We start from the raw sequence: 24253 nt of genomic DNA on the forward strand, positions 1-24253 counted from the left end.
GGTTTACGATGAAAGGGTAAGCGGCGGGCGGATGCCCGCGGCAACCAATCGGAGGGAGTGTCACCGTGGGTCTGGATGACAAGATTGAGAATGCTGCCGAGAAGCTTGGCGGCAAGGGCAAGGAAGCTGCCGGACGGGCAGGCGACGATCCGAATCTGGAGGCAGAGGGTAAAGCCGATCAGAGCAAAGCGGATCTGAAGCAGGCCGGCGAGAAGGTCAAGGACGCCTTCAAGAAGGACTAGTCGGCTTTAGCTTCACCAAAAGGAAGGGTGCCACCCGAAGCGGGGTGGCACCCTTTCCTTTGCTGTTTTTGCTTTCAGGTCCTCAGCGCTTCGAGGGCAGCCCGGGCCCCTTTGCTGTGCAGATCGATCAACGCGTTGGTGTACGCGGCCACGAAAACCGGGCTGTCGATCAGGTCACCGAACACGTCCCGGTTGGAAATGAAGGCGAGGGGATCCTCGTGCTGCCGTGCAGCGGCTGCCATCAGCGGCTCTTTCAGCCGGTCGACGACGTCGATCGGGTTTCCCTGTTCATCGACGCCTTCGTCATAGCGTGCCCAGCTGGCCACGATCGCGGCGGAGCGTTGGACCTCTCCCCCGTGTTCGAGATTGATGCGGATGACCGGGACCAGCCATTTGGGGATCCGGTCGGAGCTTTCGGCGCACAGCCGGGCCAGGGTATCCCTTACGTGTTCGTTCGAGAACCGCTCGATCAGGGTCCGTTTGTAGGCATTGAGGTCGATGCCGGGGACGGGGTGGAGCGTGGGCGTGGCTTCCTTGTCCATGTAGCCCAGCAGGAACTGCGCGAACAATTCGTCCTGGGCCACCTCGTGGGCGTAGCGGTACCCGGCGAGGTAGCCGAAGTAGCACATGCCCTGGTGGCTGGCGTTGAGCAGGCGCAGCTTCATCAGTTCGTACGGTTCAACGTCTGCCACCAGTTGCACGCCTGCCTCCTCGAACGGCGGCCTGCCCAGGCTGAAGTGGTCTTCCAGGACCCACTGTTCAAAGGGCTCGCACACCACCGGCCAGGCGTCCTCGATTCCGAATTCTTCGGTGATGGCCCCTCGGTCGGCGTCGGTGGTCACCGGGGTGATGCGGTCCACCATGCTGTTGGGGAAAGGCACGTTTTCCTCAACCCAGGCGCCGAGCCCGGGGTCCTTGAGGTTTGCGAAGGCAGTGAACATCCTGCGGGCCACGTCGCCATTGCCCTGGATGTTGTCGCAGGACATCACGGTGAACGGGGCGAGTCCCCGCTCACGACGCCGTGCCAGTGCTTCGGTGACCAGCCCGAATGTCGTCCGGGGAGGGTTCCCGGGCTGGAGGTCATGGACGACGTCGGGGTTGCCGGCGTCGAACTCCCCGGTGACGTGGTGAAAGTTGTAGCCTCCCTCGGTGACGGTGAGCGAGACAATCCGGATGGCCTCCGAAGCCATCTTCTCGATGACGGCTTCAGGGTCTTCGGGGGCGAACAGGTACTCGACGATAGAACCGATGACCCTTCCTTCCCGGGTTCCGTCCGGGTTCTTCACCACCAGGGTGTAGAGGCAGTCCTGACTGTCCATGACCTGCTTCATGCGGGCATCGCCGGGCAGGACACCCACTCCGCAGATGGCCCAGTCGAGTGCCTTGCCGGCGTTCATCAGCCGGTCCAGGTACATGGCCTGGTGGGCGCGGTGGAAACCGCCCACGCCGAAATGCACGATGCCGGCCGTCAACCCGGAGCGGTCATAGGCGGGTACCGCCACGGATGAGGAGAGCGTGGAAAGTGCGCTGGATTCGAGTGCAGGCATTGTCTAACCTTCCGGTGCGGTGAGGGAACCGGTCAAGGAACCCAGTTCCGCTGAGTGCGGCGGGTTGGCCCCCGGCCGGGAACAGGTGATGGCCGCGGCGTGGTTGGCGTAGGCGACGAGGGCATGCAGTTCTTCCCGGTCCAGGACTTCGAGCCGTTTCCTTCCGCCGCGTCCTAGCGCTTGGAGTTGGGCCAGGCCGGAGATGAGCGCGGCCATAAACGAGTCGCCGGCGCCTACGGTGTCCATCAGGGTGATGTCTTCGGCGGGCATTTCCACCCTCCCCCGCCGGGTCAGAACCACAGGACCGGAGGCGCCGCGCGTCAGCGCCACCAGGGCCGGGCCAAGCTCCAGCCATGCTGCCAGGGTTTGCACGGGAGTCCGGTCCGGGTAGAGCCAGGACAGGTCCTCGTCGCTGGCTTTGACGATGTCGCTGGCCGCCACGAACAGTTCAACCTTCGTCCGGGCTGCGGCGAGGTCCGGGCTGATGGCGGGCCGGCAGTTCGGGTCGTAGCTGACAGTTGCGAATTCCCGAGCTGCGTTCACCAGCGCCAGGGTGGCCTTGTCCCCCGGGGCGAGCATGGAAGCGATGGAACCGGTGTGGACGTGGGTGGAACCTTCGACGGCGGACAGGGCGGGCAGGGATGCGCCGTTGAAGTCCCAGCTGATCCCGAAGTCATACGTGGCGGCCCCGTCCGGGCCGAGCGTGGCGGTTGCCGTTGACGTGGGCGCGCTGCCGCCTGCGATCACGGCGACGCCGTTGGCCTGCAGGTGCTCCTCAATCATCCGGCCGAACCTGTCGTCCGCGAAGTGGGTCACCAGGCTGGTCTCAAGGCCCAGCCGGGCAGCCCCCACTGCCACATTGAGGGGGCTGCCGCCGGGGTGCGACTTGACTGTCCCGGTCCGGGCGGGGCCGGTCTGCCGCGAGTCGCTGATGATGTCGACGAGGGATTCGCCGATCACGGTGATTGCGGTCATCGGCCCGGGTAAACCACGGCTTTGAGCTGGCCGGGCTGCTTGCCTGCTTTGAGCGCTTCCTCGGATTCGGCGAGGGTGAACTTGCCGGTGACCAGGATGTCCAGGTCCACTTTGCCGTCGGCGATCAGCTGGATCGCCAGCGGCCAGGTGTTCGTGTAGCGGAACACGCCGGAGAGCCAGATTTCGCGGTTCTGGATGAAAGAGACGGGCAGTTCGACGTCGTCCGCTCCCAGCCCGACCAAGATCACGCGGCCGGCCGGCCCCACGGCCTTGATCCCGGAACGGACCGCCTGCGGTGCGCCGGAAGCGTCAATGAACGCGTCGACGTCGAGCCCTTCCACGCTGTCCGTCTTCGCGTTCAACGCGTGCGTCGCCCCGTGTTCCAGGGCGAACGCGAGCCGGTCCTCGGCGATGTCACTGATGTAGATTTCGGTAGCGCCGAAGGCCCGGGCGGCCTGGGCGGCGATGATGCCGATGGGGCCGGCGCCTGCGATGAGGACGCGGCTGCCGGGTTTGATCCCGGCGCGTTCGCAGGCCCACAGCCCCACGGAGAGCGGTTCGATCAGTGCGGCTGCCTCATCGCTGACGCTGTCCGGGATGTCGTAGGCGAAATCGGACTGGATGGTGACGTATTCGGCGAACGCGCCGTCGATCGGCGGGGTGGCGTAGAACTCGATGTCCGGGCAGAGGTTATAGCGGCCGGCCTTGCACTGCTTGCACTTGCGGCAGGGCCGTTGAGGTTCGACGGCGACCCGCTTGCCGACGCGGGCGGGGTCGACGGCGCTTCCGACGGCGGCGATCCGGCCTGAGAGTTCGTGGCCCAGGATCAGCGGGTGGTCCACCACGTACGGGCCGATCCGGCCGTGCTCGTAGTAGTGGACATCACTGCCGCACACACCGACGGCGGCTACCTGCACCAGGACCTGGTCGGCATCGAGCTGCGGGAGGGGCAGGGTCTCCATCGCCATGTCGCCCTGGCTCTTGAGGATGTTGGCGCGCATGGTGGTGGGCAGTTCGGGGTGTCCCGGGACGCGGGACTGGGTGGTTGACGTTGTCATCGAAGTACTCCTTTGGGGAAATCGGGGGCCGGGATATTGGGCTGCGTTACTTGACTGCGCCGAGGGAGAGTCCCTGGACGAGCTTGTCCTGGGCGGCGAACCCGGCGAACAGCACCGGCAGGGAGATGACCACGGCGGCAGCGCAGACCTGGGCGAGGAACAGGCCCTGGCCTGAGACGAAGCCCGTGAGGAACACGGGTGCGGTGCCTGCCACCACGCCGGTGAGGACGCGGGCGAGGAGAAGTTCGTTCCAGCTGAAGATGAAGCAGATCAGCGCTGTCGCGGCGATGCCGGGCATGGCCACCGGGGCGATGATCTTGCGGAGGATGAGCAGGAGGCTGGCGCCGTCGATCTGGGCGGCTTCCAGCATTTCCTCCGGTACCTCAGCGAGGAACGAACGCATCATCCACACCGCGATGGGGAGGTTCATGGAGGTGTACATCAGGATCAGGAACCAGATGTTGTCCAGGGCTCCCACGGTCCGTGCGAAGAGGTAGAGCGGCAGGATTGCGGCGACCACGGGCATCATTTTGGTAGAGAGGAAGAAGAACATCACGTCGGTCCACTTCTTCACCGGCCGGATCGAGAGGGCATACGCGGCCGGGAAGGCCAGGAGCAGCACCAGGACGGTGGACAGGATTGAGGCGGTGGCGGAGTTGATCAGCGACGGCCAGGGGCTGACGCCGGATGTTTCGCCGAAGAATTCCCGGTACGCGTCAAGGGTGAGGTTCGCCGCGATGGACGGCGGGTTCGTGGCGGCGTCGGTTTCGGAGTGGAACGAGGTGAGGATCATCCACAGGACCGGGACTGCGAAGAGCAGGGCGAGCAGCCAGGCCGCGATCCCGGCAGCAGTGTTGTTGCGGGTGGGGTCCATGCGCGCCTTGCCCCGGCGCCGGGTTTGGATGCTATTCAGGGCGGTGGGGCCGGAAGGTGTGCTCTGCGGTGCGGCGGGGGTGAGGGTGCTCATCGTGCTGCCTCCTTCTTGAAGAGTGAAAAGACGGTGCGGAGTGCGAACGTGGCCACGATGATGGTGCCAATGACAACCACCACGCCGGCGGCGGAAGCCAGGCCGTATTCGTTGGCGAAGTAGAACGTCTGGTAGATGGCGTAGGGGAGGTTCGCCGTGCCCAGACCGCCCGCAGTGAGGGTAAAGACGGCGTCGAAGTTCTGCACTATGTAGATCGCCCCGAGCAGGCCGCCCAGCTCAAGGTACTGGCGCAGATGAGGCAGGGTCAGGTGGCGGAAGATGCCCCACGGTGTGGCGCCGTCCATCTGGGCAGCTTCCACGGTGTCCATGGGCCGGGACTGCAGCCCGGCCAGCAGGATGAGCATCATGAAAGGCGTCCACTGCCACACCAGGGAGAGGATCACCGCCATCATCGGGGCCTGCGAGAGCAGGTCCAGCTGCGGGGCCGTCGCGCTGCCGAACAGGGACCATACCCAGGTCAGGATCCCGTTGATCAAGCCATAGGTGGGGTTGAGCAGGGCATGCTTCCAGATCAGCGCCGCAGCTACGGGCACGACCAGGAACGGGGCGATCAGCAGGGTCCGGGCCAGGCCGCGGCCAATGAACTTCTTGTCCAGCAGCAGGGCCAGTCCCAGGCCGATGAGCAGGCTGATCAGCACCACGGAGACGGTGAGGAGGATGGTGGTGAAAATGGCCTGGCGCAGGTCAGGGTCGGTGAGGACTGTGGCGTAGTTTTCCAGCCCGGCGAAAGCAGTCTTGTCAGGGCTGAGGCTGTTCCAGTTCATGAATGAGATGATCAGGGTCACCACAAACGGCAACTGGGTGACCAGGATGAGGAAGACCAGGGCGGGAAGCAGCGGTGCACGCCGTGCCCAGGCCAGGGCGCGTTCGCGCGACTTGGCGTCTAGAGAAGGTTTGGCTGCATTGCGTCCCGGGCGGGAGATGCGCGCCGTTGCGGTAGTCATGATGTTCTCCTGCGGTTCGGTTAAGGCTGCTTGTACTTGTTGCCGACCTTTTGGGCGGCTTCCTGGCCCTTGGCCAGCGCGTCTGCCACGCTGCCCTGGCCGGCGATGGCTGAACTGACACCCTGGGACACGTTCGTTCCCAGCGCAGCGAATTCCGGGATGCCCACGAACTGGATCCCGACGGCGGGACGTTCCTGGGCGCCGGGGTTCTTCGGGTCAGCGTTCTCAATGGCGAAGCGTTCTGCCTCGAAGAAGGGCGCGGCTTTCTGGAACTCGGCGTTCTCGTATGTGGAGATGCGCTTACCGGACGGGACCTTCGCCCAGCCCAGCTCGGACGCCACCAGTTCCTCGTAGTCCTTGGAGCTGGCCCAGGCGATGAACCTGCCCGCAGCGTCCTGCTTCTTTGACGCGGCCTGCATGGCCCAGGACCAGGTCCACAACCAGCCGGAGGACTTTGTTTCCTTGATGGGGGCCTGGGCGTACCCGATCTTCCCCTTCACCGGTGAGGCGTCTGCTTCCAGGGCTCCGGCGGCAGATGTGGCGTCGTACCACATGGCCACTTTGCTCTGGCTCATGTTGTTCAGGCACTCGGTGAAGCCGGCCTGGGCGGCACCGAGTTCACCGTGCTCGCGGACCAGTTTGGTGTAGAACTCCACTGCCTCGGTGAATTCCGGGGAGTTGACCTGGGCGTTCCAGTCCTTGTCGAACCAGGTGCCGCCGAAGGTGTTCACCACGGTGGTCAGCGGCGCGAAGACCTGGCCCCAGCCGGGCTGGCCGCGGAGGCAGATGCCCTTCATGCCCGGGGCGGCGCCGTCCGCCTTTGCCGCGATGTCCGCCACCTCGTCCCAGGTGGGCTTCTCCGGCATCGTCAGGCCCTTGGCTTCCAGAATGTCTTTCCGGTACATCAGGAAGGACGATTCTCCGTAGAACGGTTCGCCGTAGAGCTTGCCGTCCTCGCCGGTGAGCGAAGCCGTGTAGGCGGGAAGGATGTCATCCTGATCGAACGCGGGATCCGCAGCCACCTCGTCGAGCGGGGCAAGCCAGCCGTTGGCGGAATAGAACGGGATCTCGTAGTTCGACAGCGACGCGACGTCATACTGGCCGGCCTGGCTGGAGAACTCCTGGCTGATCTTTGCACGGACATCGTTCTCAGGAAGGATCGTGTAGTTGACCTTGATGCCCGTTTCCCTGGTGAAGTTATCCGCCGTGAGCCGCTGCAGATCCTCCATCTGGGGGTTGTTGACCATCAGGACGTTGATGCTGTTTGGATCGCCGGCTGAATTGCCTCCGCCGGCTCCTGCACAGGCCGTGGCGCTGAGTGCGACGCACAAAGCGCCGGCGGCCAGGGTCGCTGCACGCATTTTTGGGCGCATTAAGGACTCCTTTGTTCTTCAGGGGTGCGCAGTCCCGCACATCAACTGCCATGTCGCTGTACCGGGGACCGGGGGTCGGGGCCAGTAACCGGAAATCCGATGTACCCCGCTGGTGTTCCTCAACGATAGGCCTGTGGCATAGGGCACAACTAGCGCCCTGGTTGCCGGTTTCTGATACTAATTTTCCCGTTCCCTCCACGTGCAGGGTCTAATCTGGGGGGAGGCCCCCGAAGCGCTGTCCGGATTTCATAACCGCCTGACCAACGGAGATCACCATGACTGCCGCCGATGTAACCGACGGAGCAACGGCCAGGCTGGCCGAGAGACTGCTGGGGATGCGGGCCAACCGGGAGGTCATCCCGCCTGACCCCAACCACTCGGTACGGTGGCACCAGCACAGTTACCCCAGTCCGGTGGCCCGGTGGAACTACCACCCCGAGTACGAGATCCACCTCATCCGCAAGGGCACCGGAAAGTTCATCGTCGGGGACCACATCGGCACATTCGAAGCCGGCCATGTGTCGATCGTCGGGTCCGGCCTGCCGCACGACTGGGTAAGTGACCTTGAGCCCGGTGAAGTGCTGGAGGGCCGGGACGTCGTCATCCAGTTCGATGGGAAGTGGGTGGAACAGGCAGCGTTCCTGCTCCCGGAGATGGCAGAGGTCAAGCCGCTGCTGGAACAGTCTGCCCGGGGAATCGAATTCCTGGGACGTTCAGCAGTAACGGCGGCCGCCGCCATCGAAGCCATGGGAACCACCACCGGCCTGCTGCGGCTCGAGCACCTCTTTGCCCTGTTCGGAATCCTGGCCGGGGCACCGCAGGAGGAGCGGCGCTACCTCGCGGACGAATGGTTCAGGCCGCAGCTGGACGGGCAGGCCGCCGCCGTCGTCGACATCGTTTTGGAGTATGTCTTCAGCAACCATGCGGGCAGCGTCACGATGGCCGAGGCTGCGGCCCTTGTGGGCATGCCCGAACCAACCTTTTCGAAATACTTCAAACGGGCCACCGGCCAGAATTTCAGCGACCTGGTCCGCAAGCTCCGCCTGGCCCACGCACGGCGCCTTCTGGAGCGCAGCGACAAAGCCATTTCGGATATCTGCTACGAAGTGGGATTCTCCAACCTGTCCAACTTCAACCGGCATTTCCTCAACGACGCCGGCGAAACGCCGAGGCAATACCGTCAGCGTTTGCAGGGCGGCTAAAGCAATCTGGAGCTGCCCGTTCCATCAACTTGTCTTAGGGCTGCGCTACGGTTGGCACATCACCGGTCTTTTTCAAGGGGGAAAAATGGAATTTGCAGAAAAACTCTCGGCTTTGGCAGCGAAGGTGCGTCAGCAGCGAGGAGTAATCCAGACCGAAGAAGCAACAAAGAACGCGTTCGTTATGCCTTTCATTTCGACAATTCTTGGGTACGACGTCTTCAACCCCATGGAAGTTGTTCCCGAGTTCATCGCGGATGTCGGGCTGAAAAAGGGCGAAAAGATCGACTACGCCATCGTCAAGGACGGTGTGGTCCAGATCCTCATCGAGTGCAAGAAATCCAGTGAGCCGGTCAGGATCGAGCATGCCTCGCAGCTTTTCCGCTATTTCGCTGTAACAAACGCTCGGATAGCGATCCTTACCAATGGCGAGATCTACCAGTTCTTCACCGACCTCGATGCTCCAAATAGGATGGACGCGAAGCCCTTCCTGGTTTTGGACCTGAACGAGATAGACGACTCGCTGATCCCGGAACTTCGGAAACTGTCCAAAGACGTCTTTGATCTCGATTCGATCATCAATGCGGCGGGCGAACTGAAGTACATCGGCGAATTGAAGCGGACCCTCGCGGCCCAGTTCAAGGAGCCCGAGGACGAATGGGTTAAGTTCCTGACCGGCCGCGTTTATCCCGGCGCGTATACACAAAAGGTGCGCGAACAGTTCACTGCACTGGTCGCCAAAGCCTCCAAGCAGTTCCTCAATGACCAGGTGAACGATCGACTAAAGAAAGCCCTCGGCTCACCCGGCTTCCCGCAGAACGAGGACTCCGCGGCAACCATTACGAGCGCGCCGGTGTCCGATGCCGATCTGGCCGAAGCGGACGGTTTGGAAACGACTCTTGAAGAGATTGAGGGCTACCAGATTGTCAGGGCCATTGTGTGCAGCGAGGTTAAGCCTGCACGCGTCATTCAGCGCGACGCAAAGTCCTACTTCGCAGTGCTGCTGGACGATAACAACCGCAAACCCATTGCCCGCCTGCACTTCAACCGAACCCAAAAGTACATCGGAATATTTGACGACAACAAAGAAGAAACCCGGGTTCCCATTTCCTCACTCGAGGAGATCTACGAGCACACGGAAGCACTCCGCGCCAGCGTCAAGAGCTACCTCTAGCGCCCCGGAGACGACGACGGCGGGACTCTTCCGCCGTCGTCGGCGTTTCACCGCAAACAGTCAGGTGAAGTGTTTGACTGTCAGCTATGACACTGAATCGAAACCCGGCGGTTGATTCGTTCCTTGAGTCGCTGGACCACCCGATGAAGCCCGTGATTGAGTCCTTGCGCCTGGCTGTTTTGGATTCGGACGAGGCAATAACCGAGCAGATCAAGTGGAAGGCGCCGAGCTTTTGCTACGACTCGGTGGACCGGGTCACATTCAACCTGCGGCCACTTAATCATGTCCAGCTGATTTTCCATCGCGGCGCCAAGGCCTCCGGGGATGCCTTTGATTTCGATCCGTCCAAATGGAGCGGGCTGCTGGACATGATCGGGCAGGACCGCGGTCAGGTGATCTTCCCCAGCGCAGAGGCAGCGGCAACCCGCCAGGACGAATTCATTGGGCTTGTGCGCGAGTGGGTCCGAGCCTGATCCCGAGGACAGTCCGCGGTGCACTGGCGCTGGTGTGATCATCCTCGATGTGCCGCATGCCGATCTTTTCGGCCACGCGACGGGAAGCCACGTTGTCCGGATGCACGATGGCAACAAGACGTTCGATGTGGAGTTCGTCGCGGGCAAAGTCCCTGCACGCTGCAGCCGCCGCTGTGGCGTATCCTTGGCCCCATCGATCGGGGCGTAGGTGATAACCCATTTCGAGCTCCAAACGACCGTTGACTTGTTGCCACGTCAGGCCGCAATCTCCCAGAAACTCGCCGTGGAGCGTTTCCACAATCCAAAGGCCGCAGCCATGTTCGGCGTAGTTCGCTTCATTCCACGCGATCCATTGGGCTGCGCCCTCCCGCGTCTTCGGCGCGGGGTAGTACCTCATGACAAGGGGATCGCCCAGCAACGCCGCCATGTTGTCGAGGTCGCCTGAGGTCATCTGACGGAATTGAAGCCGTGGCGTCTTTCCTGGAATCACTCCTGAAGTTTACGAGTGTTCGCTGGCGTGACCGCCGTGGCAGGGCTGGGATACTCGGAGCATGGCCGTCTACTTTAAGTGCACCACCCGGACAAGCATGCCGAAATTGGAGCTGTTTGACCTTGCCCGGAGTATCGACGTCCATAAGGACTCCATGGCGGGATCTCGTGAAGAGGCCGTTAACGGCGTGACGTCCGGTCTCATCGCCCTCGGTGAGGAAGTAACGTGGCGGGCCTGGCACTTTGGCGTTCCGCTTCGAATGACGAGCAGGATCACCGAGATGCAGTCACCCGACTATTTTGTTGATGAGCAGGTCAAAGGTCCGTTTCGCCGGTTCCGGCATGTCCATGAGTTCAGTGAGGATTCCTCGGGGACCACCATGGTGGACCGCATCGAGTTCGCGGCTCCGTTCGGTCCGTTGGGACGTCTGGTGGAGAAGCTTGTACTTGGCCGTTACCTGAAGCAGCTGATCGAGGCGCGCAACCGCCACCTTGCCGGAACCGGCGGAAAGAAGGAGCTCACGTGAATGACGGCTTCACTGCGTAGCCCGGCCGGCCCCAATCTTGATAAGAGCCGCCACGACTTCCTCGACCGAACAGTCCGTATTAATCTCATGGGTTGAGCTTTCCCGCAGCAACGGCTCCACCGCCAGGAGGTAGCGGCCGATCTCAGCGCGCTCGGCCGGGCTTTTCCCGTAGCCGTTGGTGGTTCGGGTGGCGAGCCGGTCAAACAGCACCTGGTGGGGAGCGGACAGCAGAACCACCGCATCGAACTGATCGTAGAACCGGCCTTGGTTGGAGACGGTACCTGACAGGTAAAGAACACCCCCGCGTTCCTTGGCGAGGAGCGACGATATCTTGGGTTCGTCCCACACGACGTCACCGTCCACGTCGTGGCACCAAAATCCATAGTCGGTGTCCACGGTTTCACACCCCTGACGGCCGAGCTCACCCAGGACAGTGGACTTCCCTGCCCCTGACATTCCGGTTACGAAGACCACACCCATGGCCCCATCGTAGGCAGAAGACCGAATGGCTCCGAAAAGCGTGAGGTCATGGCCACCACCGATCACCCGGGCCGCGACTTCAGCATCACGCTATGGGCAGCCGATCGTGATCCTGCACGGGTTGGCTGAGGGCGGACGCGCCCGCCACCCTCGCAGGCCAAACGTTGGGCGGCCACACGGCAATGCTCGTGGCGGCGGCACGTCCCGACCTGGCGGCCAGCCTGGTCCTGCTCGAATCGGGGGCAGGGGGCGGCAGCGAACCCGAAAACGAACGGCTGGTGACTACTTCCGCTCCTGGCTGGTGGTATTCGGAGAGCGCGGGATGTTCACCGAGCACGATAAGGCTGAGTTCACCGGGCGGGGGCGAAACGTCCGGCGCCTGGATCTCGCCGGAGGCTCCCACGACAGCCACCTTGACGCCTTGGATCAAAGCACTGCGCCCGGTTCCCCAGGCCTGAAGGCGACGGTCAGGTCCGGTCAGCCCGCGCCGATGTCCAGCCCTCTGCGTGGAGTCTTTCGATGCCGTTCAGCAGGAGATCAAGGGCGAACTCGAATTCGAACTGGTCGTCGCAGCCCTGCCCTACCACTCGGCCTTCATCGTGTGATGACGCCATAGCTATCCGCAGGACATTCGGATAGCGCTTGGACATCTCCTCCAGCATGGCCTGCTGGGCGGCCCCGTCCACCTCCTCTGCATTTTCATCGGGTTGGTCCGCAGGTTCGGTAAACAGTTCCTGCGTGAACCCCCACATGCGGCTGCCGATGGCGTGCATGACGTGATGGGTCAGGTCCACCGAGAAGCCGCGGTCGAGGAAGATGCCAATGAACGAGTCCATGTACGCCAGAACGCCCGGCGTCTTGGTGGTCCGGGTTTCCAGGACCTGCCGGGCCCACTGATGCCGCTGCAGCACACTCCTGGCGGACAGGATCCTCCGCCGGACAACGTCCCGCCACGCTGGCTCGTCAGCCGGCGGATCGATTTCCCTGACGATGACATCCACCATGCCGTCGAGAAGTTCATCCTTGTTGGCCACGTGCTTGTAGAGCGCCATCGGCACCACCTCAAGTTCCTGGGCCAGCCTGCGCATGCTCAACTCCCCGATGCCGATTTCATCAGCCAGGGACACTGCGGCCTGGAGCACTTTGTCCCTGCTCAGCCGCACCCGCGCCGACGCGGCACGTGGCTCGCTCATGTGAATTCCTCCTGAAAATTTTGCACCCTTGACTAGTGTACGGCGTACACCTAATCTGAGTCACAGAAGGTGTACATCGTACACATTGCCGCTCTACCGGCAGCACCTTGACCAGCCCGACCAGGACGGACCACCGTGAACGTGACCAGGCAAATCACGCCAAGTAAGCCGCAGACCAATGCCGCCCGCCGCCGTCGGCCATGGCTGGTACCGGCAGGCCTGATCCTCCTCAGCCTGATCCCGGTGATCGCAGGCGCGGCCCGGCTGACCGAACTGACAGGCGGCGCCGCCGTGACGGAACGCAACGCCAGGTTCTTCGACTCCCCCGCCCCCGTGGTGATCCACATTGTCAGCGTCACGGTTTACTCGCTGCTCGGGGCCTTCCAGTTCCACCCGGGCCTCCGCCGGGGAAGGCCCAGCTGGCACAGGATCGCCGGGCGGATTCTCCTGCCCGCGGGCATGCTCACGGCTCTCTCGGGCTTGTGGATGGCGGTTTTCTACAGGCTGCCAGCCAGCGACGGGCAGCTCCTCCTCATCCTCAGGCTCATTTTCGGCTTGGCGATGGCATTGAGCCTCGTGCTGGGAGTTCTGGCCATAGTCCGCCGGGACTTCGCCCGGCATGGAGCCTGGATGAGCCGGGCCTACGCCATCGCCCTCGGCGCCGGAACGCAGGCCCTGATCCTCATCGTGCCCGAACTCCTGCTGAGCCCGCCGGACGTTACCGGGCGGGCCATACTCATGGGCGCTGCGTGGGTGATCAACCTCGCCGTAGCGGAGTACTTCATCCGACGGCGGCACCCGGCGTGAGGGCAGAACGCGGCGGGATAGCTTTGAGTCATGACGGAAAGCTTTAAGTACGACGTCGAGATCCTCCACCTTCTCGTATCGCCGGCTCACGCCTACTTCGGCCGTGCACGCGAAGGCGCGGCGGATGTCCCCACCACGGATGCCGAGCGCGTGGAACTGGTGGCAGGGAAAGGAATTGTGGGCGACCGGTTCTTCGGCAAGGCCGCGCACATGGACGCCGCCGTGACACTGTTCCCGATCGAAGCCCTGGAAGCCATCGCCGCGGAGCTGGCTTCCGGTCCGCTGGACCCGCTGCTGACACGCCGCAACATAGTTCTCAGAGGCGCGCACCTGGCTCCTCTGATCGGTCACGATTTCACCCTGGAAACGCGCGGGGAACTGGTGCGGATCCGGGCGGGACGGCCCGCCCATCCCTGCGTTTGGATGGACCAGATGCTCGCCCCCGGCGCCCACAAAGCAATGCGCGGCCGGGGCGGCGTGCGCTGCACACCCCTCTCGGACGGCATCCTGCACAGGGGACCGGCCATCCTGGTCAGCCCCGTTCAGCTCCACCCGGCGAGCGCCGGCGTACCCACCCTCCTGCGGCCGTCGCGGCTTCCGTAGGCCATCGTTCCGTAGGCAATGGCGCGCCGGCACGAAAAGTAGGTAGACTGGTCTACCTACCCATTCTGCGAGCACAAGCCAGCCAGGGACAGTCAATGACCGAGAAACAGACCGCACCAGCAGCCACCCGGGCCCGCAGGCCCGCACGCGAGGCGCTCCTGGAGGCGGCTGCCCGGCGCTTCTACGCCAACGGCCTGACCGCCACTGGAATCGACGCCATTACTGCCGAAGCGGGTGTAGCGAAAAAGAGCCTCTACAACAACTTCACCTCAAAAGCTGAGCTGGTGACGGCGTACTTGTACGCCCGCCACGAGGAATGGCTGGGGCTGTACCGCTCGAGACTTGAGACGGCAACAACCCCCAAGGAGCGCGTCCTTGCCGTCTTCGATGCCTATGCGGACCACGCCGATCTGGCCTACAGGAACGGGTTCCGGGGCTGCGGCCTGCTGAATGCAGCAGCCGAGCTGCCGGCCGGGGATCCCGGGCGGGCCGTTGTCCGGCGGCACAAGGAGGAGGTTGAAGCGCTGCTCTCCGCGCATCTGGCGGACCTGCTGCCGGACGCACCCGGGCGGGTACAGCCGCTGGCACGGCACCTGGCCTTCCTGCTCGAGGGCTCGATGGCCCGCGCCGGACTCGAAGGCGACGACAGCTGCATCCTGGAAGCCCGCCGGATCGCTGCCACGCTGATCGGCAACCTGTGAAGCCCTCAGGATTCCGGGGAGCCACGTGGGGAGCGCTGTTTGTCCTCGCGGCGTCGGTCCTCTGGGGCACCACCGGCACTGCGGCCACCTTCGCTCCGGACGTGAGCCCGCTGGCAATCGGCGCTGCAGCCATGGGTTTCGGCGGCCTGCTGCAGGCGGCGATCGCGGCACGGCCCATGCTGGCTTTCAGCACGTCACTGCGCGGCAACTGGCCCACGGTGGCACTGGGGGCACTGGCCGTTGCCCTCTACCCGCTCGCGTTCTACTCGTCCATGCATCTGGCCGGAGTTGCCGTGGGGACAGTGGTCTCCATCGGCTCAGCCCCGCTCGCCTCCGCCGTGGTGGAACGGGTAGTGGACAAACGGCCGTTCACCCGGCGGTGGACCGTCGGCGCGGTACTCGGCGTCTCCGGAGCAGCCCTGCTGTGCCTCGCAGAAGGTCTAGCAGAGGCGGGGAAATCCGGTGACCCGGCAACAACGGGATCGGCCTGGGAAACGCCGGCGGGCATCGGCCTGGGGCTGCTGGCCGGGCTCACCTACGCACTGTATTCGTGGGCTGCCCACCGCCTGATCAATACCGGCGTACCTTCGAGGGCGGTCATGGGGACGGTCTTCGGCGCCGGCGGGCTGATGCTGATGCCCGTGCTCGCCGCTACCGGTGCCCCGTTTCTGGCGTCCACGCAGAACTTTGCCGTCGGCGCGTACATGGCAATCGTCCCGATGTTCGCCGGCTACGTGCTGTTCGGCTGGGGCCTGGCACGCGTCCGCGCGAGCACGGCCACCACCGTCTCCCTCGCGGAGACCGTCGTGGCCGCTGTCCTGGCAGTGGTGGTGGTGGGCGAACGGCTTCCGGCACTCGCGTGGCTCGGCGCCGCGCTGATCACCGGCAGTCTCTTTGTCCTCACGCTCCCTGCCGCGCCAAAGCGCCGGCGCCTAATGGCCGACGTCGGACGCTAACTGCCCGAGGCAGTAGTCCTTGAACCAGTGCCTGATGCGCCGCGGCAGCCGCGGGTAGACCACTGCCAGGCCGCGCATGGTGAGGTGGAACCGGCGGTCGTGGCCCCGGCTCCAGGGCAGCCCGAAGTCCCGCCGGAGCTGATCCGGAAGAAGGCCTGCGGTGAGGAAACGCGCGAACGGCATGATGCTGCGGTACCAGAGCGCTTCCCTGCCTGGATAGAGGAGGCCGCGGCCAACACGCACTGCGGCGTCGTCCGCACGCAGGGCCCGGAGCCGATTGTCCCAGTAGCGGCGGAACGCTTCGCGGTCCTCTGGCCACATATCCTCCGGGAGCTGCAGGGCTGTCCCAAGCTTCGCGTAGTCGCGGTACATCTCATCGGCGGTGCCGTCGTCGAACGGGCCATAGATTTCTTCGAAGACGGTGACGGCGGTGTCGTACAGAGTGGCGACCACCCACAGCTGCGCGTGGGCATCGAAGGCGCTGTAGCCGGCGGAGGTCCCATCCGGAGCACGGCGGACCGGGGCGTGCGCGCAGTTCACCCTGCGACGGACCTCTTTCACCTGCTCGTCGGTGCCGTACACGATGGCGTACACATAGGTGAGGGTGCCGCGGAGCCTGTTGACGGGGCGTTCGGTAAATGTGCTGTGCTCGGCCACGCCGTGGCCCACGGCAGGATCGGCGAGCTGCAGCAGGATCGCCCGCCCCGCCCCTGCCAGCAGGATGCCTTCAGCGCCCATGTCCGCAAGTCCACGCACCATTGAAACAGGGTACCGGAGCGGGAAAGCCCTAGTGGCGGTCGCGGGTGAGAATTTCTCCGCTGTTGGCCAGGTGATCGGCCACGTCCCGGAGCTTGATGTTGGTTTCGGAGCTCGCCCTGGTCAGGATCTGGAACGCCTGGAGGGAGTTGATTTTGAACCTTTCCATCAGGATTCCCTTTGCCTGGCCGATGAGGTCACGGGTGCCCATCGCCTGGTTCAGCTGGTTGATCTCCTGCGCGTCGGAGAAGGCGACGGCCGCATGGGCCGCCACGAGCAGGCCCACGTGTTCCGATTCCTCGTCAAAGGCGTTTTCTTCATCGCCGTACAGGTTGAGCGCTCCCAGGTTGTCGCCTTTGACGAAAAGCTGGAAGGAGAGCATGCTCCGCGCGCCGGCGTCGTGGGCCGCCCGGGCGAATTTTGGCCACCTTGCCTCGTGGCCCATGTCCGGGACCCGGACGATCCTGTGTTCGTAGGCCGCGTCAATACAGGGGCCCTCGCCGGCTTCGCTCTGCAGGGCATCGATCCTGCGCGGAAGCTCACCCGAGGCTGCCCGGGACTCCACGGTTCTCCTGCCCGTGACCACGCTGACGGATGCATCCGAAACGTGCGGGATGAGATCCAGCGCAGCGTGGACGATGTCCGCCAGGAGAGCGTCCGTGTCCAGTTCCTGCTGAAGCTCCCTGGCAAGATCGCCGAGTTTACTGGCGAGGCTACCGGCCACTGCCGGTTCCGGATTTGCAGTACCTTTGGCACTGCCGGTGCTGGGGGTCATGGGTGCCATCCTCTGATGCGGCCTGGAGAATCTGCCGTCGTTCTGAGTATCTCTCTATCCTGCCAAATTCGCTCGGGTTTTTTTCGGGCGCGGCCACGGACTGCATGTCTACACCGGAGCCCGGCAAGACCGCGAGCTTCAATGTTGTAAATGCCTTCAAGGCCGTCTCGAACGTCATCAACAACCACCCCCACGTATGGGACACCACCCGTGCCAGGGTTGAGCAGGAGATCGAGGAGCTCGGCTACCGGCCCAACCTTACCGCCCGCAGCCTGCGCTCCGGGCACACCGGGGCCATCACCCTGGCCCACCCCCAGCTGAGCCTGCCCTAGTTCGCCGAACTGGCGGACGCCGTCATTGAAGCCGCTGCAAAGCACGGCCTGGTGGTACTCATTGAGCAGACCGGCGCTGACCGGGAGCGCGAGCTTGAGGTCATGGCCAGCCCGCGGCGCTAAATGTCCGATGGTCTGATCTTCAGCCCGCTGGCACTGGGCCCAGTACCGCGTAGCTGCCCGCCTGATTCAGGCGGTCACCCGGCCCTGCGGGCATGCGGGAACGGGCGCGTCCAGGAACGCCGTCACAACATCGAGCACGAGTGCTGTCCTCGCGAGCCCAAAGAAATGTGTGGTGCCGGGAAACACCGCGAGCTGTGACGCGGGCACGCCTTCGAAATCGCCGTTCACATCTCCTCCCCGCAGCTGGAGGAACCGCACGGCATGCTCGAGCTTGACCATGTCGCAATCGCCAACGGTGATCAGGGTGGGGGCGGCGATGCCGCGGATCTCGTCATCACTCCAGCCGCCCGTGCCGGCATCGTAGCTCCCGAGTTTGTCCAGCAGCCGCTGCAGATGCTCATGGTCCGGGTGCGGCGAGACGGCCAGGTAGCGCGCTTCCATGGGCGTGCCGGCGATCATCCCGACAGTCATGGAGCCCAGCGCTTCCGCGTTCTCCCCCCGGTCGCCGCCGGGATGGAATGAGACGGAGGAGACGATCAGTTTGCGGACAAGCTCCGGATGCTTGACCGCAAGGTGCAGCGCAACCGCACCGCCCACGCTGAATCCGAAGACATCCACCTCGCTGACGCCCAGGTGTTCAAGGAGTCCGGTGACATCGGACGCGAGGTCGCGGGTGTTCAGGGAACGGTCGATGTCATTGGTCCGGCCATGCCCCTGGAAGTCCGCGGCGATGACCCTGCGGCCAGCCGACAATCCCGGGATCAGTGCGCCGAATTGCTGCTCGACATCGAACAGTCCCCCGTGCAGTAGCAGCAGCGGTGTGCCGCCGGACCCGTGCAGCTCGTAGTACATCTGCAGTCCGTTCACGGGGGCATATCCCGTTTCAGGTCCTGCCGCGGTTCCGTCATGCATCAGCGGGTCCTCCTTCGCGTTTTGGTCATCCTAATCCCACGGAGGACCAGCCGTCCCTGGCCACCACCGGCTCCTGAGCCTCAGGCTATGGGGTCAGCGCTCCGGGTGAAGCAGTTCGTGTGAAACGGTAGAACTCTACGCCATGGCTTGGAATCCTGACCTGGAGGGCCAGCCCTCCCAATGGCCCGCTGAGGAGGGCGGCGCTGCCGCTCCAGGCCTCACGGCCGCTCCATGGCGACCGGCCGGAAAGGCCGTCATCATCAGGGAATGCGAGGTCAGCCAGCGGGATCTCCCGGACTGCCTCGCCCTCCCCCGTGTTGAAGACAGCCACAAAACGTTGGTCCGGCGTCGTGCTTTCCGCTGCCCACACCACCAGGTGCCCGTCGCGCAGCAGTTCCCGGTTGTTGACGCTGGCGTTGTGCACCTCAAGGAGTTCCGGGTTGGTCAGGAGGTCAAGGGTTTCCGGTGGCGAGGACGGCAGATCGCACCCGAGCATCAGCGGGGAGCGGGAGATGCACCACAGCGTCAGCATGGTCCGCTGTTCGTCCAGGGTCAGCCGGCTGAGACGCTCAGTCCCGCGCTCGGCACGCAACGCGATCCTGCCCACGGGAAGCATGTCGGCATCGGCCCAGGCTCCGGGCCGCTGGTGCGGAGCCCACCGGGCCATCCTGCCGAACTGCGCTTCCACGTCCTCCCACACGTCCCAGAGATCGTCCGAGACCCGCCACATCTGCGCATTGCCGCGCAGATGTTCCAGCCGGGACAGGGATAGCGCCCTGCCTGGCGAGAGGCTGAGCACCATGCCGCGCCCGCTGCGGGCTATGGCCTGCCGGTAAGCCTCGATCTCGGCGGCGAAGTACGGGCCCAGCATGTCGTCAGCCTTCACGAAATCGACGCCCCACTCGGCAAACTGGCGAAGCTGGGAATCGTAGTAGGCCTGGGCGCCCGGATGCCGGTGGTTCAGGCCAAAGTTGTCCGCGTTCCATTCACAAACCGAGGACGTATCCGCCACGTCATCTGCCGTGTAGGCGGTCCCTTCGACAGGCAGGCGGTCCCGGACGGCCTGCCGCGGAATGCCACGCATGACGTGCAGCCCGAACTTGAGCCCGAGGCTGTGGATGCTGTCTGCCAGTGGTTTGAACCCTGCGCCGCCTGCCGCGGAGGGGAAGCGGTTTGCCGCCGGGAGTTGCCTGCCCACTCCGTCCAGTTCCAGTTCCGCTCCGTCGTTGTAGCCGCCGGCGCGGGCCGCGGGTTCGTACCACTGGATGTCCACCACCACCGTGTCCCAGCCGAACGGCAGCAGGTGCTCGGCCATGAACGTGGCGTTGGCAAGCACCTCGTCCTCGGTGACGGTAGTGCCGTAGCAGTCCCAGCTGTTCCAGCCCATGGGCGGGGTCATAGCAAGTGTCATGTGCCAAATTTACAACGATGCATAAGAGCATGCCAGTGCCTTGACAGCAGCCATGTGAGCGCTCACAGTTGACGGAGCGAAACCAATCAGCGGAAAGTCGATTCAATGAAGAACTGGGCAGGAAACCTCGAGTACTCATCAGCGGACGTCCGCAGGCCGGGCTCTGTGGCTGAGCTAGCCGAGGTGGTTGCGGGTGCAACCCGGGTCAAGGCCCTGGGTTCGCGGCACTCGTTCAACCGGGTGGGCGATACCGACGGTACGCACATCCTGCTCGACGCCCTGCCCCGGACCATTGAGCTGGACCCGCAACGCCGGAGCGTCAAAGTCAGCGGCGGCGTGAGCTACGGCGAGTTGTGCCGCAGCCTGGAACAGTCCGGCGTCGCCATCCATAACCTGGCATCCCTCCCCCACATTTCCGTGGCCGGCGCCGTCCAGACGGGAACTCACGGTTCCGGCGTGGACAACCCGTCCCTTGCCGGCGCTGTCGAGAGCATCGATCTGGTCCGGGCGTCCGGTGAGGCCGTGACCCTGTCGCGGGGAGACGGCGACGAATTCCTAAGCAGCGTAGTGGCCCTCGGCGCGCTGGGCATCGTGACAGGACTTGAACTCTCGGTCCGGCCGAGCTTCCAGATGCGCCAGCGCGTCCTGGAGAACCTGCCCTGGGACAGGGCACTGGCAGATTTCGGCACCCTGGTTTCCAGCGCCTACAGTGTCAGCCTGTTCACCGACTACGCGGGCGATTCCATCAGCCAGGTGTGGCTGAAGGCCCTCGATTCCGAACCCGCGCTTGCTGACACCTTCGGTGCCACCACTGCCACGCACTCCCGGCATCCGCTCCCGGACATGTCAGCGGAAAACTGCACGCCACAGTTCGACGAGCCGGGCCCCTGGCTGGACCGCCTGCCGCACTTCCGCCACGAGTTCACCCCCAGCAACGGCGAGGAACTCCAGAGCGAATTCATCCTGCCCCTGCAGCACGCGCCGGCCGCCCTGCAGGCGGTCCGCAGCCTGGCGGACAAGCTGGCTCCCCTGCTGTTTGTGTCCGAAATTAGGACGGGCGCCGCGGACGAATTCTGGCTTAGCCCGTTCTACCGCCAGCAGAGCGTGGCCCTGCACTTCACCTGGAAGCCGCTCCAGGCCCAGGTGGAAGCGCTCCTTCCCGAGCTGGAGGAGCTGCTGCAGCCCTTCGGCGCCCGCCCGCACTGGGGCAAGCTGTTCACCCCGTCCGGCCATGACTGGGAGGGGCTCTACCCGCGGTTCGCCGAGTTCCGAACTCTCGTGGCCAGGCATGACCCGGAGGGCAAGTTCGGCAACGGCCTGCTGGACAGCATCCTTGGTGTCAGGACAGCTGCGCCGTAGGAACTGAGAGTTCGCCGGCCGCCCGCCTCAGGCCTGGATTGCGGACTCTGCCTCTGCCAGCCTGATCATCCGGAGTTCGTCCTCCACCGCGCGGGCAGGCCAGAAATTTCCCGAGAGCTGCCCCACCCGGCCACGATCGGCGTCGGGGAACAGCTTCTCCAGCAGCCCCGAGGCGTGGAGCAGTGCGATCAGCGCCCTGGTCCTGGGATCGACGGACTGTGGGCCTGCCGCTTTGGGTTCCGTGGGCGCCGTCACCGCGGCATCCGAAGGCGCGGAATCCGCTGCCACGGCTTCCGAGGCACGAAGTTCCGCAGATGCGGTTTCCGCCTGCGCCGAGCCCGGCTTATCGGTGAGTGCTGCCTCGATCTTCTGCACGAGCGCAGCCTCCGGCGCATGGTCTTTCTCGGGGTAACGCACCGTCTTGAAGATGCCGAGCCGCTTTTCACCGACCTGATCCACGAGGCCACGTTCGGCCATGCCCTGGTACACCCGCTGCACCTCGGCGCGGCTCTCCAGCATGGAGACCCAGCGTTTGGGGGTGTGAGGGCGGGATTTGTGCCGGATGAGGTCCAGTTCCGGCTGGAGGTCCGTCTGGGGAGCATCGCCGGTCACCCGGACGAACCTTCCGTGGAGGTCAATGGCGCCGATCAAATCCAGCTCGGCCAGGATTGCCCCGGCGAGGGTGGTTCGCAGCAGGTACGCAGGGACTTCCGGCCCGCCGCGCTTGTCGTCAGTTGCCAGGAGGAGGAAAGCCTGCGGGAGGCTCAACTCCTCTGCCTTAGGTGATTGAGCATCCATAGCATCATGGTGCGCCCGTCAGGGCCGTGGCCACAACTACCGCTTCTAACTGGACCACTGGCAGTGCACCACGCGCAGAGATGAGCGTACGACGGCGGGACCTCCCGCCGTCGTACGCTTGCGTTTTCCGCTACGCGGATCTTTCGTTCATTTCGCGCGTCTGCAAAGACGCTACGAATCTGGTGAGCTCCTTCTGCAGCGTTTTCCAGGCGGTGACGTCCAGTTCCGGCGGGAGGGCGTGGGCCTCAGCCTGCTGGGCGGCTTCAAGGGCTTCACGCCCGGCACCGGTAAGCCCGATGATCAGCTGGCGCCTGTCCCGGGGATGCCTGCTCCTGCTGACGAGCCCTGCCAGCTGCAGCCTCGCCAGGATCTTTCCCATTGTCTGGCTTTTGGCGTGGACGGCTGTGGCCAACTGTTCCTGGTTCAGGGCACCCGGAGCCAGTCCTTCAAGAGCTATCACCGCCGCACGGGTGAGGCCCAGCGGCGCGAGGACATCGTCCTGATGGCGTTGGACCAGGCGGGCGGCCTGCGAGAGGAGCTGGCAAAAGTTCCGGAGTTCGCGCTCTGATTCAGTGGTCATGGCAAGCTGTTCCTTCCCTTTGAGAGCCTCCGGTATACATCCACCATAAGCATGCTTAGTATCTGTTTGGCAAGCGGGCTCCGGATTCACCACGGCGACGAGGCCCCCCGCTGCCCCGCATGGAGCAGCCCCGCCCCCATTCGCGGCAGCGCATTAACGGGCAGCCCTTGCGCATCGGTTAGCAAGTGTGCTTAGTATCTAGTTAGTAACCTTGCTTACTATTGCGAAGCCAGTAAGACTGGCAGCTCCTGTCAGCGAACCCTTCACGAAAGAGAGAGCGACCATGACTGAAAACCAATGGCCCCAGACGGGCGCCCCGGCCAGCGTTGACCCTTACGGAAACGTTGACCAGTACGGAAACCAGGTGCCCGCGTCTTCTCAGGGCACCGGCGTGAGCAGCACCGGCGCCTCAGGGTCCAAGACCGAAACAGCCAAGGAAGAAGCCTCACAGGTGGCCAGCCAGGCAGCCGGCGCGGCCCAGAACGTGGCGGAAACGGCCAAGGCCGAGGCCTCCAACGTCGCCTCAGAAGTGAAAACCAACGCCCGGGACCTCCTGTACCAGGCCAAGTCTGACCTCACCAGCCAGGCAGGCACCCAGCAGCAGAAGGTCGCGGAAGGTATCCGCACCATCTCCTCGGAGCTGCGCACCATGGCAGATGCCTCCGACCAGCCGGGTGTGGCATCGGACCTGATCCGTCAGGCCGCAGAGCGCTCGCAGTCCGTGGCATCCTGGCTTGACGGCCGGGACCCGGGTTCGCTCCTCGGCGAGGTGAAGTCGTTCGCACGGCAGCGCCCGGGCACCTTCCTTCTCCTCGCGGCCGGTGCTGGCATCCTTGCCGGACGGCTCACCCGCGGCCTCGCCGCTGGTGCACCGGAGACCCAGGTGGGCGCCACAGGCCAGTCGGTCCCTCCGGTCCCGCGGACCGCGCCGGTTCAGCAGGGTGCCCCCATCCACCAGGAGACAGTTTTCGCTGCTGGGGATGACCGCGGCCTGTTCGACGAGCCGCGAATCGCCACCGGCGGGCCCGTATCCTCCCAGAACCTGCCAACCGGCACGGCCGCGGACGCCCCGTTGCGTTATGAAGAAGATCCGTTCCGCAGCACCGCGGATCGGGATGCGGAAGGTCGTCACCTGTGAGCAGCCAGATTCCCGAATCGCCGCCGAGCGCGGCGCATGCGAAGGCCGATAACACCTCGTTGGGTGATCTCCTCGGTGAGGTGACCCGCGATCTGTCCACGCTGATGCGCCAGGAAGTGGAACTGGCCAAGGCCGAACTGAAGCAGTCCGCTTCCAAGGCCGGCAAGGGCGGCGGCATGCTCGCCGGCGCCGGCGTCGCAGGCCACTTCGTGCTCCTCTTCCTCTCGATCGCCCTCTGGTACGCCCTGGGCGAACTCATGGGCCTCGGCTGGTCCGCCGTCGTTGTTGCCGTGATCTGGGGCATCATCGCCGCGGTCCTGGCCTCGATGGGCCGCAAGAA

At 64.4% G+C, this 24253-nt stretch carries 29 protein-coding genes; 13 read left to right on the forward strand and 16 right to left on the reverse strand.

Features of this window, described 5'->3' with window-relative positions; translation table 11 throughout:
- The first annotated feature begins 65 nt into the window (after nucleotides 1-65).
- Nucleotides 66-242, forward strand: a complete 177-nt coding sequence (locus ACP7AX_RS12005; RefSeq protein ID WP_131684355.1) for a CsbD family protein — start codon at nucleotides 66-68, stop codon at nucleotides 240-242.
- A gap of 74 nt (nucleotides 243-316) precedes the next feature.
- Here ACP7AX_RS12005 and ACP7AX_RS12010 read toward each other — a convergent pair whose 3' ends face one another.
- From ACP7AX_RS12010 to ACP7AX_RS12035, 6 genes are read right to left on the reverse strand one after another with little or no spacing between them, the layout of a single operon-like run.
- A complete protein-coding gene (locus ACP7AX_RS12010) occupies nucleotides 317-1789 on the reverse strand; it encodes a mannitol dehydrogenase family protein (protein WP_426226653.1) in 1473 nt (490 codons plus the stop codon).
- 3 nt (nucleotides 1790-1792) lie between these two features.
- Entirely contained in the window at nucleotides 1793-2764 is a 972-nt protein-coding gene (locus ACP7AX_RS12015; RefSeq protein WP_426226654.1) for a carbohydrate kinase family protein, read from the reverse strand.
- Nucleotides 2761-3822, reverse strand: a complete 1062-nt coding sequence (locus ACP7AX_RS12020) for an NAD(P)-dependent alcohol dehydrogenase (RefSeq protein WP_426226655.1) — start codon at nucleotides 3820-3822, stop codon at nucleotides 2761-2763. The genes ACP7AX_RS12015 and ACP7AX_RS12020 overlap by 4 nt, the downstream gene beginning before the upstream one ends.
- A gap of 46 nt (nucleotides 3823-3868) precedes the next feature.
- Complete coding sequence (locus ACP7AX_RS12025; protein ID WP_426226656.1) at nucleotides 3869-4789, reverse strand: carbohydrate ABC transporter permease; 921 nt, start codon at nucleotides 4787-4789, stop codon at nucleotides 3869-3871.
- Complete coding sequence (locus tag ACP7AX_RS12030; RefSeq protein WP_131684350.1) at nucleotides 4786-5754, reverse strand: ABC transporter permease subunit; 969 nt, start codon at nucleotides 5752-5754, stop codon at nucleotides 4786-4788. The genes ACP7AX_RS12025 and ACP7AX_RS12030 overlap by 4 nt, the downstream gene beginning before the upstream one ends.
- 20 nt (nucleotides 5755-5774) lie before the next feature.
- On the reverse strand, nucleotides 5775-7127 hold the full coding sequence (locus ACP7AX_RS12035; RefSeq protein ID WP_426226657.1) for an ABC transporter substrate-binding protein: 1353 nt from the start codon (nucleotides 7125-7127) through the stop codon (nucleotides 5775-5777).
- 275 nt (nucleotides 7128-7402) lie between these two features.
- Between ACP7AX_RS12035 and ACP7AX_RS12040 the strand changes: the two genes are divergently transcribed.
- From ACP7AX_RS12040 to ACP7AX_RS12050, 3 genes are all read left to right on the forward strand, one after another.
- Complete coding sequence (locus ACP7AX_RS12040; RefSeq protein ID WP_426226658.1) at nucleotides 7403-8329, forward strand: AraC family transcriptional regulator; 927 nt, start codon at nucleotides 7403-7405, stop codon at nucleotides 8327-8329.
- A gap of 85 nt (nucleotides 8330-8414) precedes the next feature.
- On the forward strand, nucleotides 8415-9500 hold the full coding sequence (locus ACP7AX_RS12045; RefSeq protein ID WP_131684347.1) for a type I restriction endonuclease: 1086 nt from the start codon (nucleotides 8415-8417) through the stop codon (nucleotides 9498-9500).
- A gap of 86 nt (nucleotides 9501-9586) precedes the next feature.
- A complete protein-coding gene (locus ACP7AX_RS12050; RefSeq protein WP_131684346.1) occupies nucleotides 9587-9973 on the forward strand; it encodes a DUF1801 domain-containing protein in 387 nt (128 codons plus the stop codon).
- On the opposite strand, the gene ACP7AX_RS12055 is transcribed toward ACP7AX_RS12050, so the two are convergent.
- Complete coding sequence (locus tag ACP7AX_RS12055) at nucleotides 9939-10463, reverse strand: GNAT family N-acetyltransferase (protein ID WP_426226659.1); 525 nt, start codon at nucleotides 10461-10463, stop codon at nucleotides 9939-9941. The two genes, ACP7AX_RS12050 and ACP7AX_RS12055, sit on opposite strands and share 35 nt — an antisense overlap.
- Before the next feature lie 61 nt (nucleotides 10464-10524).
- On the opposite strand from ACP7AX_RS12055, the gene ACP7AX_RS12060 reads away from it, so the two are divergent.
- A complete protein-coding gene (locus ACP7AX_RS12060; protein ID WP_426226660.1) occupies nucleotides 10525-10989 on the forward strand; it encodes an SRPBCC family protein in 465 nt (154 codons plus the stop codon).
- A gap of 9 nt (nucleotides 10990-10998) precedes the next feature.
- Here the strand turns inward: ACP7AX_RS12060 and ACP7AX_RS12065 are convergent, their stop codons facing one another.
- The 3 genes from ACP7AX_RS12065 to ACP7AX_RS12075 form a co-directional block, all read right to left on the reverse strand.
- Nucleotides 10999-11469, reverse strand: a complete 471-nt coding sequence (locus ACP7AX_RS12065; RefSeq protein WP_426226661.1) for an AAA family ATPase — start codon at nucleotides 11467-11469, stop codon at nucleotides 10999-11001.
- Nucleotides 11470-11554: 85 nt separating this feature from the next.
- On the reverse strand, nucleotides 11555-11881 hold the full coding sequence (locus tag ACP7AX_RS12070; protein WP_426226662.1) for a hypothetical protein: 327 nt from the start codon (nucleotides 11879-11881) through the stop codon (nucleotides 11555-11557).
- Between the two features lie 55 nt (nucleotides 11882-11936).
- Entirely contained in the window at nucleotides 11937-12662 is a 726-nt protein-coding gene (locus ACP7AX_RS12075) for a TetR/AcrR family transcriptional regulator (protein WP_426226663.1), read from the reverse strand.
- A gap of 141 nt (nucleotides 12663-12803) precedes the next feature.
- On the opposite strand from ACP7AX_RS12075, the gene ACP7AX_RS12080 reads away from it, so the two are divergent.
- The 4 genes from ACP7AX_RS12080 (at nucleotide 12804) to ACP7AX_RS12095 (ending at nucleotide 15729) form a co-directional block, all read left to right on the forward strand.
- On the forward strand, nucleotides 12804-13469 hold the full coding sequence (locus ACP7AX_RS12080; RefSeq protein ID WP_426226664.1) for a DUF2306 domain-containing protein: 666 nt from the start codon (nucleotides 12804-12806) through the stop codon (nucleotides 13467-13469).
- Nucleotides 13470-13499: 30 nt separating this feature from the next.
- On the forward strand, nucleotides 13500-14072 hold the full coding sequence (locus ACP7AX_RS12085; RefSeq protein ID WP_426226665.1) for an MOSC domain-containing protein: 573 nt from the start codon (nucleotides 13500-13502) through the stop codon (nucleotides 14070-14072).
- Between the two features lie 95 nt (nucleotides 14073-14167).
- Nucleotides 14168-14773, forward strand: coding sequence for a TetR/AcrR family transcriptional regulator (locus ACP7AX_RS12090; protein ID WP_426226666.1), 606 nt, complete (start codon nucleotides 14168-14170; stop codon nucleotides 14771-14773).
- Nucleotides 14770-15729: a DMT family transporter gene (locus ACP7AX_RS12095; protein WP_426226667.1), complete on the forward strand. Its 960-nt coding sequence runs from the start codon at nucleotides 14770-14772 to the stop codon at nucleotides 15727-15729. The genes ACP7AX_RS12090 and ACP7AX_RS12095 overlap by 4 nt, the downstream gene beginning before the upstream one ends.
- Here ACP7AX_RS12095 and ACP7AX_RS12100 read toward each other — a convergent pair.
- Both ACP7AX_RS12100 and ACP7AX_RS12105 read right to left on the reverse strand, forming a co-directional pair.
- Nucleotides 15706-16488 carry an oxygenase MpaB family protein gene (locus ACP7AX_RS12100; protein WP_426226668.1) on the reverse strand — a complete coding sequence of 261 codons (783 nt, stop codon included), beginning with the start codon at nucleotides 16486-16488 and terminating at the stop codon, nucleotides 15706-15708. The genes ACP7AX_RS12095 and ACP7AX_RS12100 overlap by 24 nt on opposite strands.
- Before the next feature lie 28 nt (nucleotides 16489-16516).
- Complete coding sequence (locus tag ACP7AX_RS12105) at nucleotides 16517-17260, reverse strand: GAF and ANTAR domain-containing protein (RefSeq protein ID WP_426226669.1); 744 nt, start codon at nucleotides 17258-17260, stop codon at nucleotides 16517-16519.
- 104 nt (nucleotides 17261-17364) lie between these two features.
- Between ACP7AX_RS12105 and ACP7AX_RS12110 the strand changes: the two genes are divergently transcribed.
- Entirely contained in the window at nucleotides 17365-17592 is a 228-nt protein-coding gene (locus ACP7AX_RS12110; RefSeq protein ID WP_426226670.1) for a LacI family DNA-binding transcriptional regulator, read from the forward strand.
- A gap of 189 nt (nucleotides 17593-17781) precedes the next feature.
- Here ACP7AX_RS12110 and ACP7AX_RS12115 read toward each other — a convergent pair whose 3' ends face one another.
- Nucleotides 17782-18627 (reverse strand): alpha/beta fold hydrolase, encoded by an 846-nt coding sequence (locus ACP7AX_RS12115; protein WP_426226671.1) that lies wholly within the window; start codon nucleotides 18625-18627, stop codon nucleotides 17782-17784.
- A gap of 85 nt (nucleotides 18628-18712) precedes the next feature.
- A complete protein-coding gene (locus ACP7AX_RS12120; RefSeq protein ID WP_426226672.1) occupies nucleotides 18713-20038 on the reverse strand; it encodes a glycoside hydrolase family 27 protein in 1326 nt (441 codons plus the stop codon).
- Between the two features lie 105 nt (nucleotides 20039-20143).
- Between ACP7AX_RS12120 and ACP7AX_RS12125 the strand changes: the two genes are divergently transcribed.
- Nucleotides 20144-21397: a D-arabinono-1,4-lactone oxidase gene (locus ACP7AX_RS12125; protein ID WP_426226673.1), complete on the forward strand. Its 1254-nt coding sequence runs from the start codon at nucleotides 20144-20146 to the stop codon at nucleotides 21395-21397.
- A gap of 27 nt (nucleotides 21398-21424) precedes the next feature.
- Here the strand turns inward: ACP7AX_RS12125 and ACP7AX_RS12130 are convergent, their stop codons facing one another.
- Together ACP7AX_RS12130 and ACP7AX_RS12135 are read right to left on the reverse strand one after the other, a co-directional pair.
- Nucleotides 21425-22195 (reverse strand): GPP34 family phosphoprotein, encoded by a 771-nt coding sequence (locus ACP7AX_RS12130; protein ID WP_131684335.1) that lies wholly within the window; start codon nucleotides 22193-22195, stop codon nucleotides 21425-21427.
- A gap of 130 nt (nucleotides 22196-22325) precedes the next feature.
- On the reverse strand, nucleotides 22326-22775 hold the full coding sequence (locus ACP7AX_RS12135; RefSeq protein WP_426226674.1) for a MarR family winged helix-turn-helix transcriptional regulator: 450 nt from the start codon (nucleotides 22773-22775) through the stop codon (nucleotides 22326-22328).
- Between the two features lie 283 nt (nucleotides 22776-23058).
- Here ACP7AX_RS12135 and ACP7AX_RS12140 point away from each other — a divergent pair, with 283 nt between their 5' ends.
- Both ACP7AX_RS12140 and ACP7AX_RS12145 read left to right on the forward strand, forming a co-directional pair.
- Complete coding sequence (locus ACP7AX_RS12140) at nucleotides 23059-23913, forward strand: hypothetical protein (protein ID WP_131684333.1); 855 nt, start codon at nucleotides 23059-23061, stop codon at nucleotides 23911-23913.
- A partial coding sequence (locus ACP7AX_RS12145) for a phage holin family protein (RefSeq protein ID WP_426226675.1) occupies nucleotides 23910-24253 on the forward strand: 344 nt, incomplete at its 3' end. The genes ACP7AX_RS12140 and ACP7AX_RS12145, both read left to right, overlap by 4 nt.

The sequence above is a fragment of the Pseudarthrobacter sp. DSP2-3-2b1 genome, assembly GCF_049895945.1.
Lineage (GTDB): Bacteria > Actinomycetota > Actinomycetes > Actinomycetales > Micrococcaceae > Arthrobacter.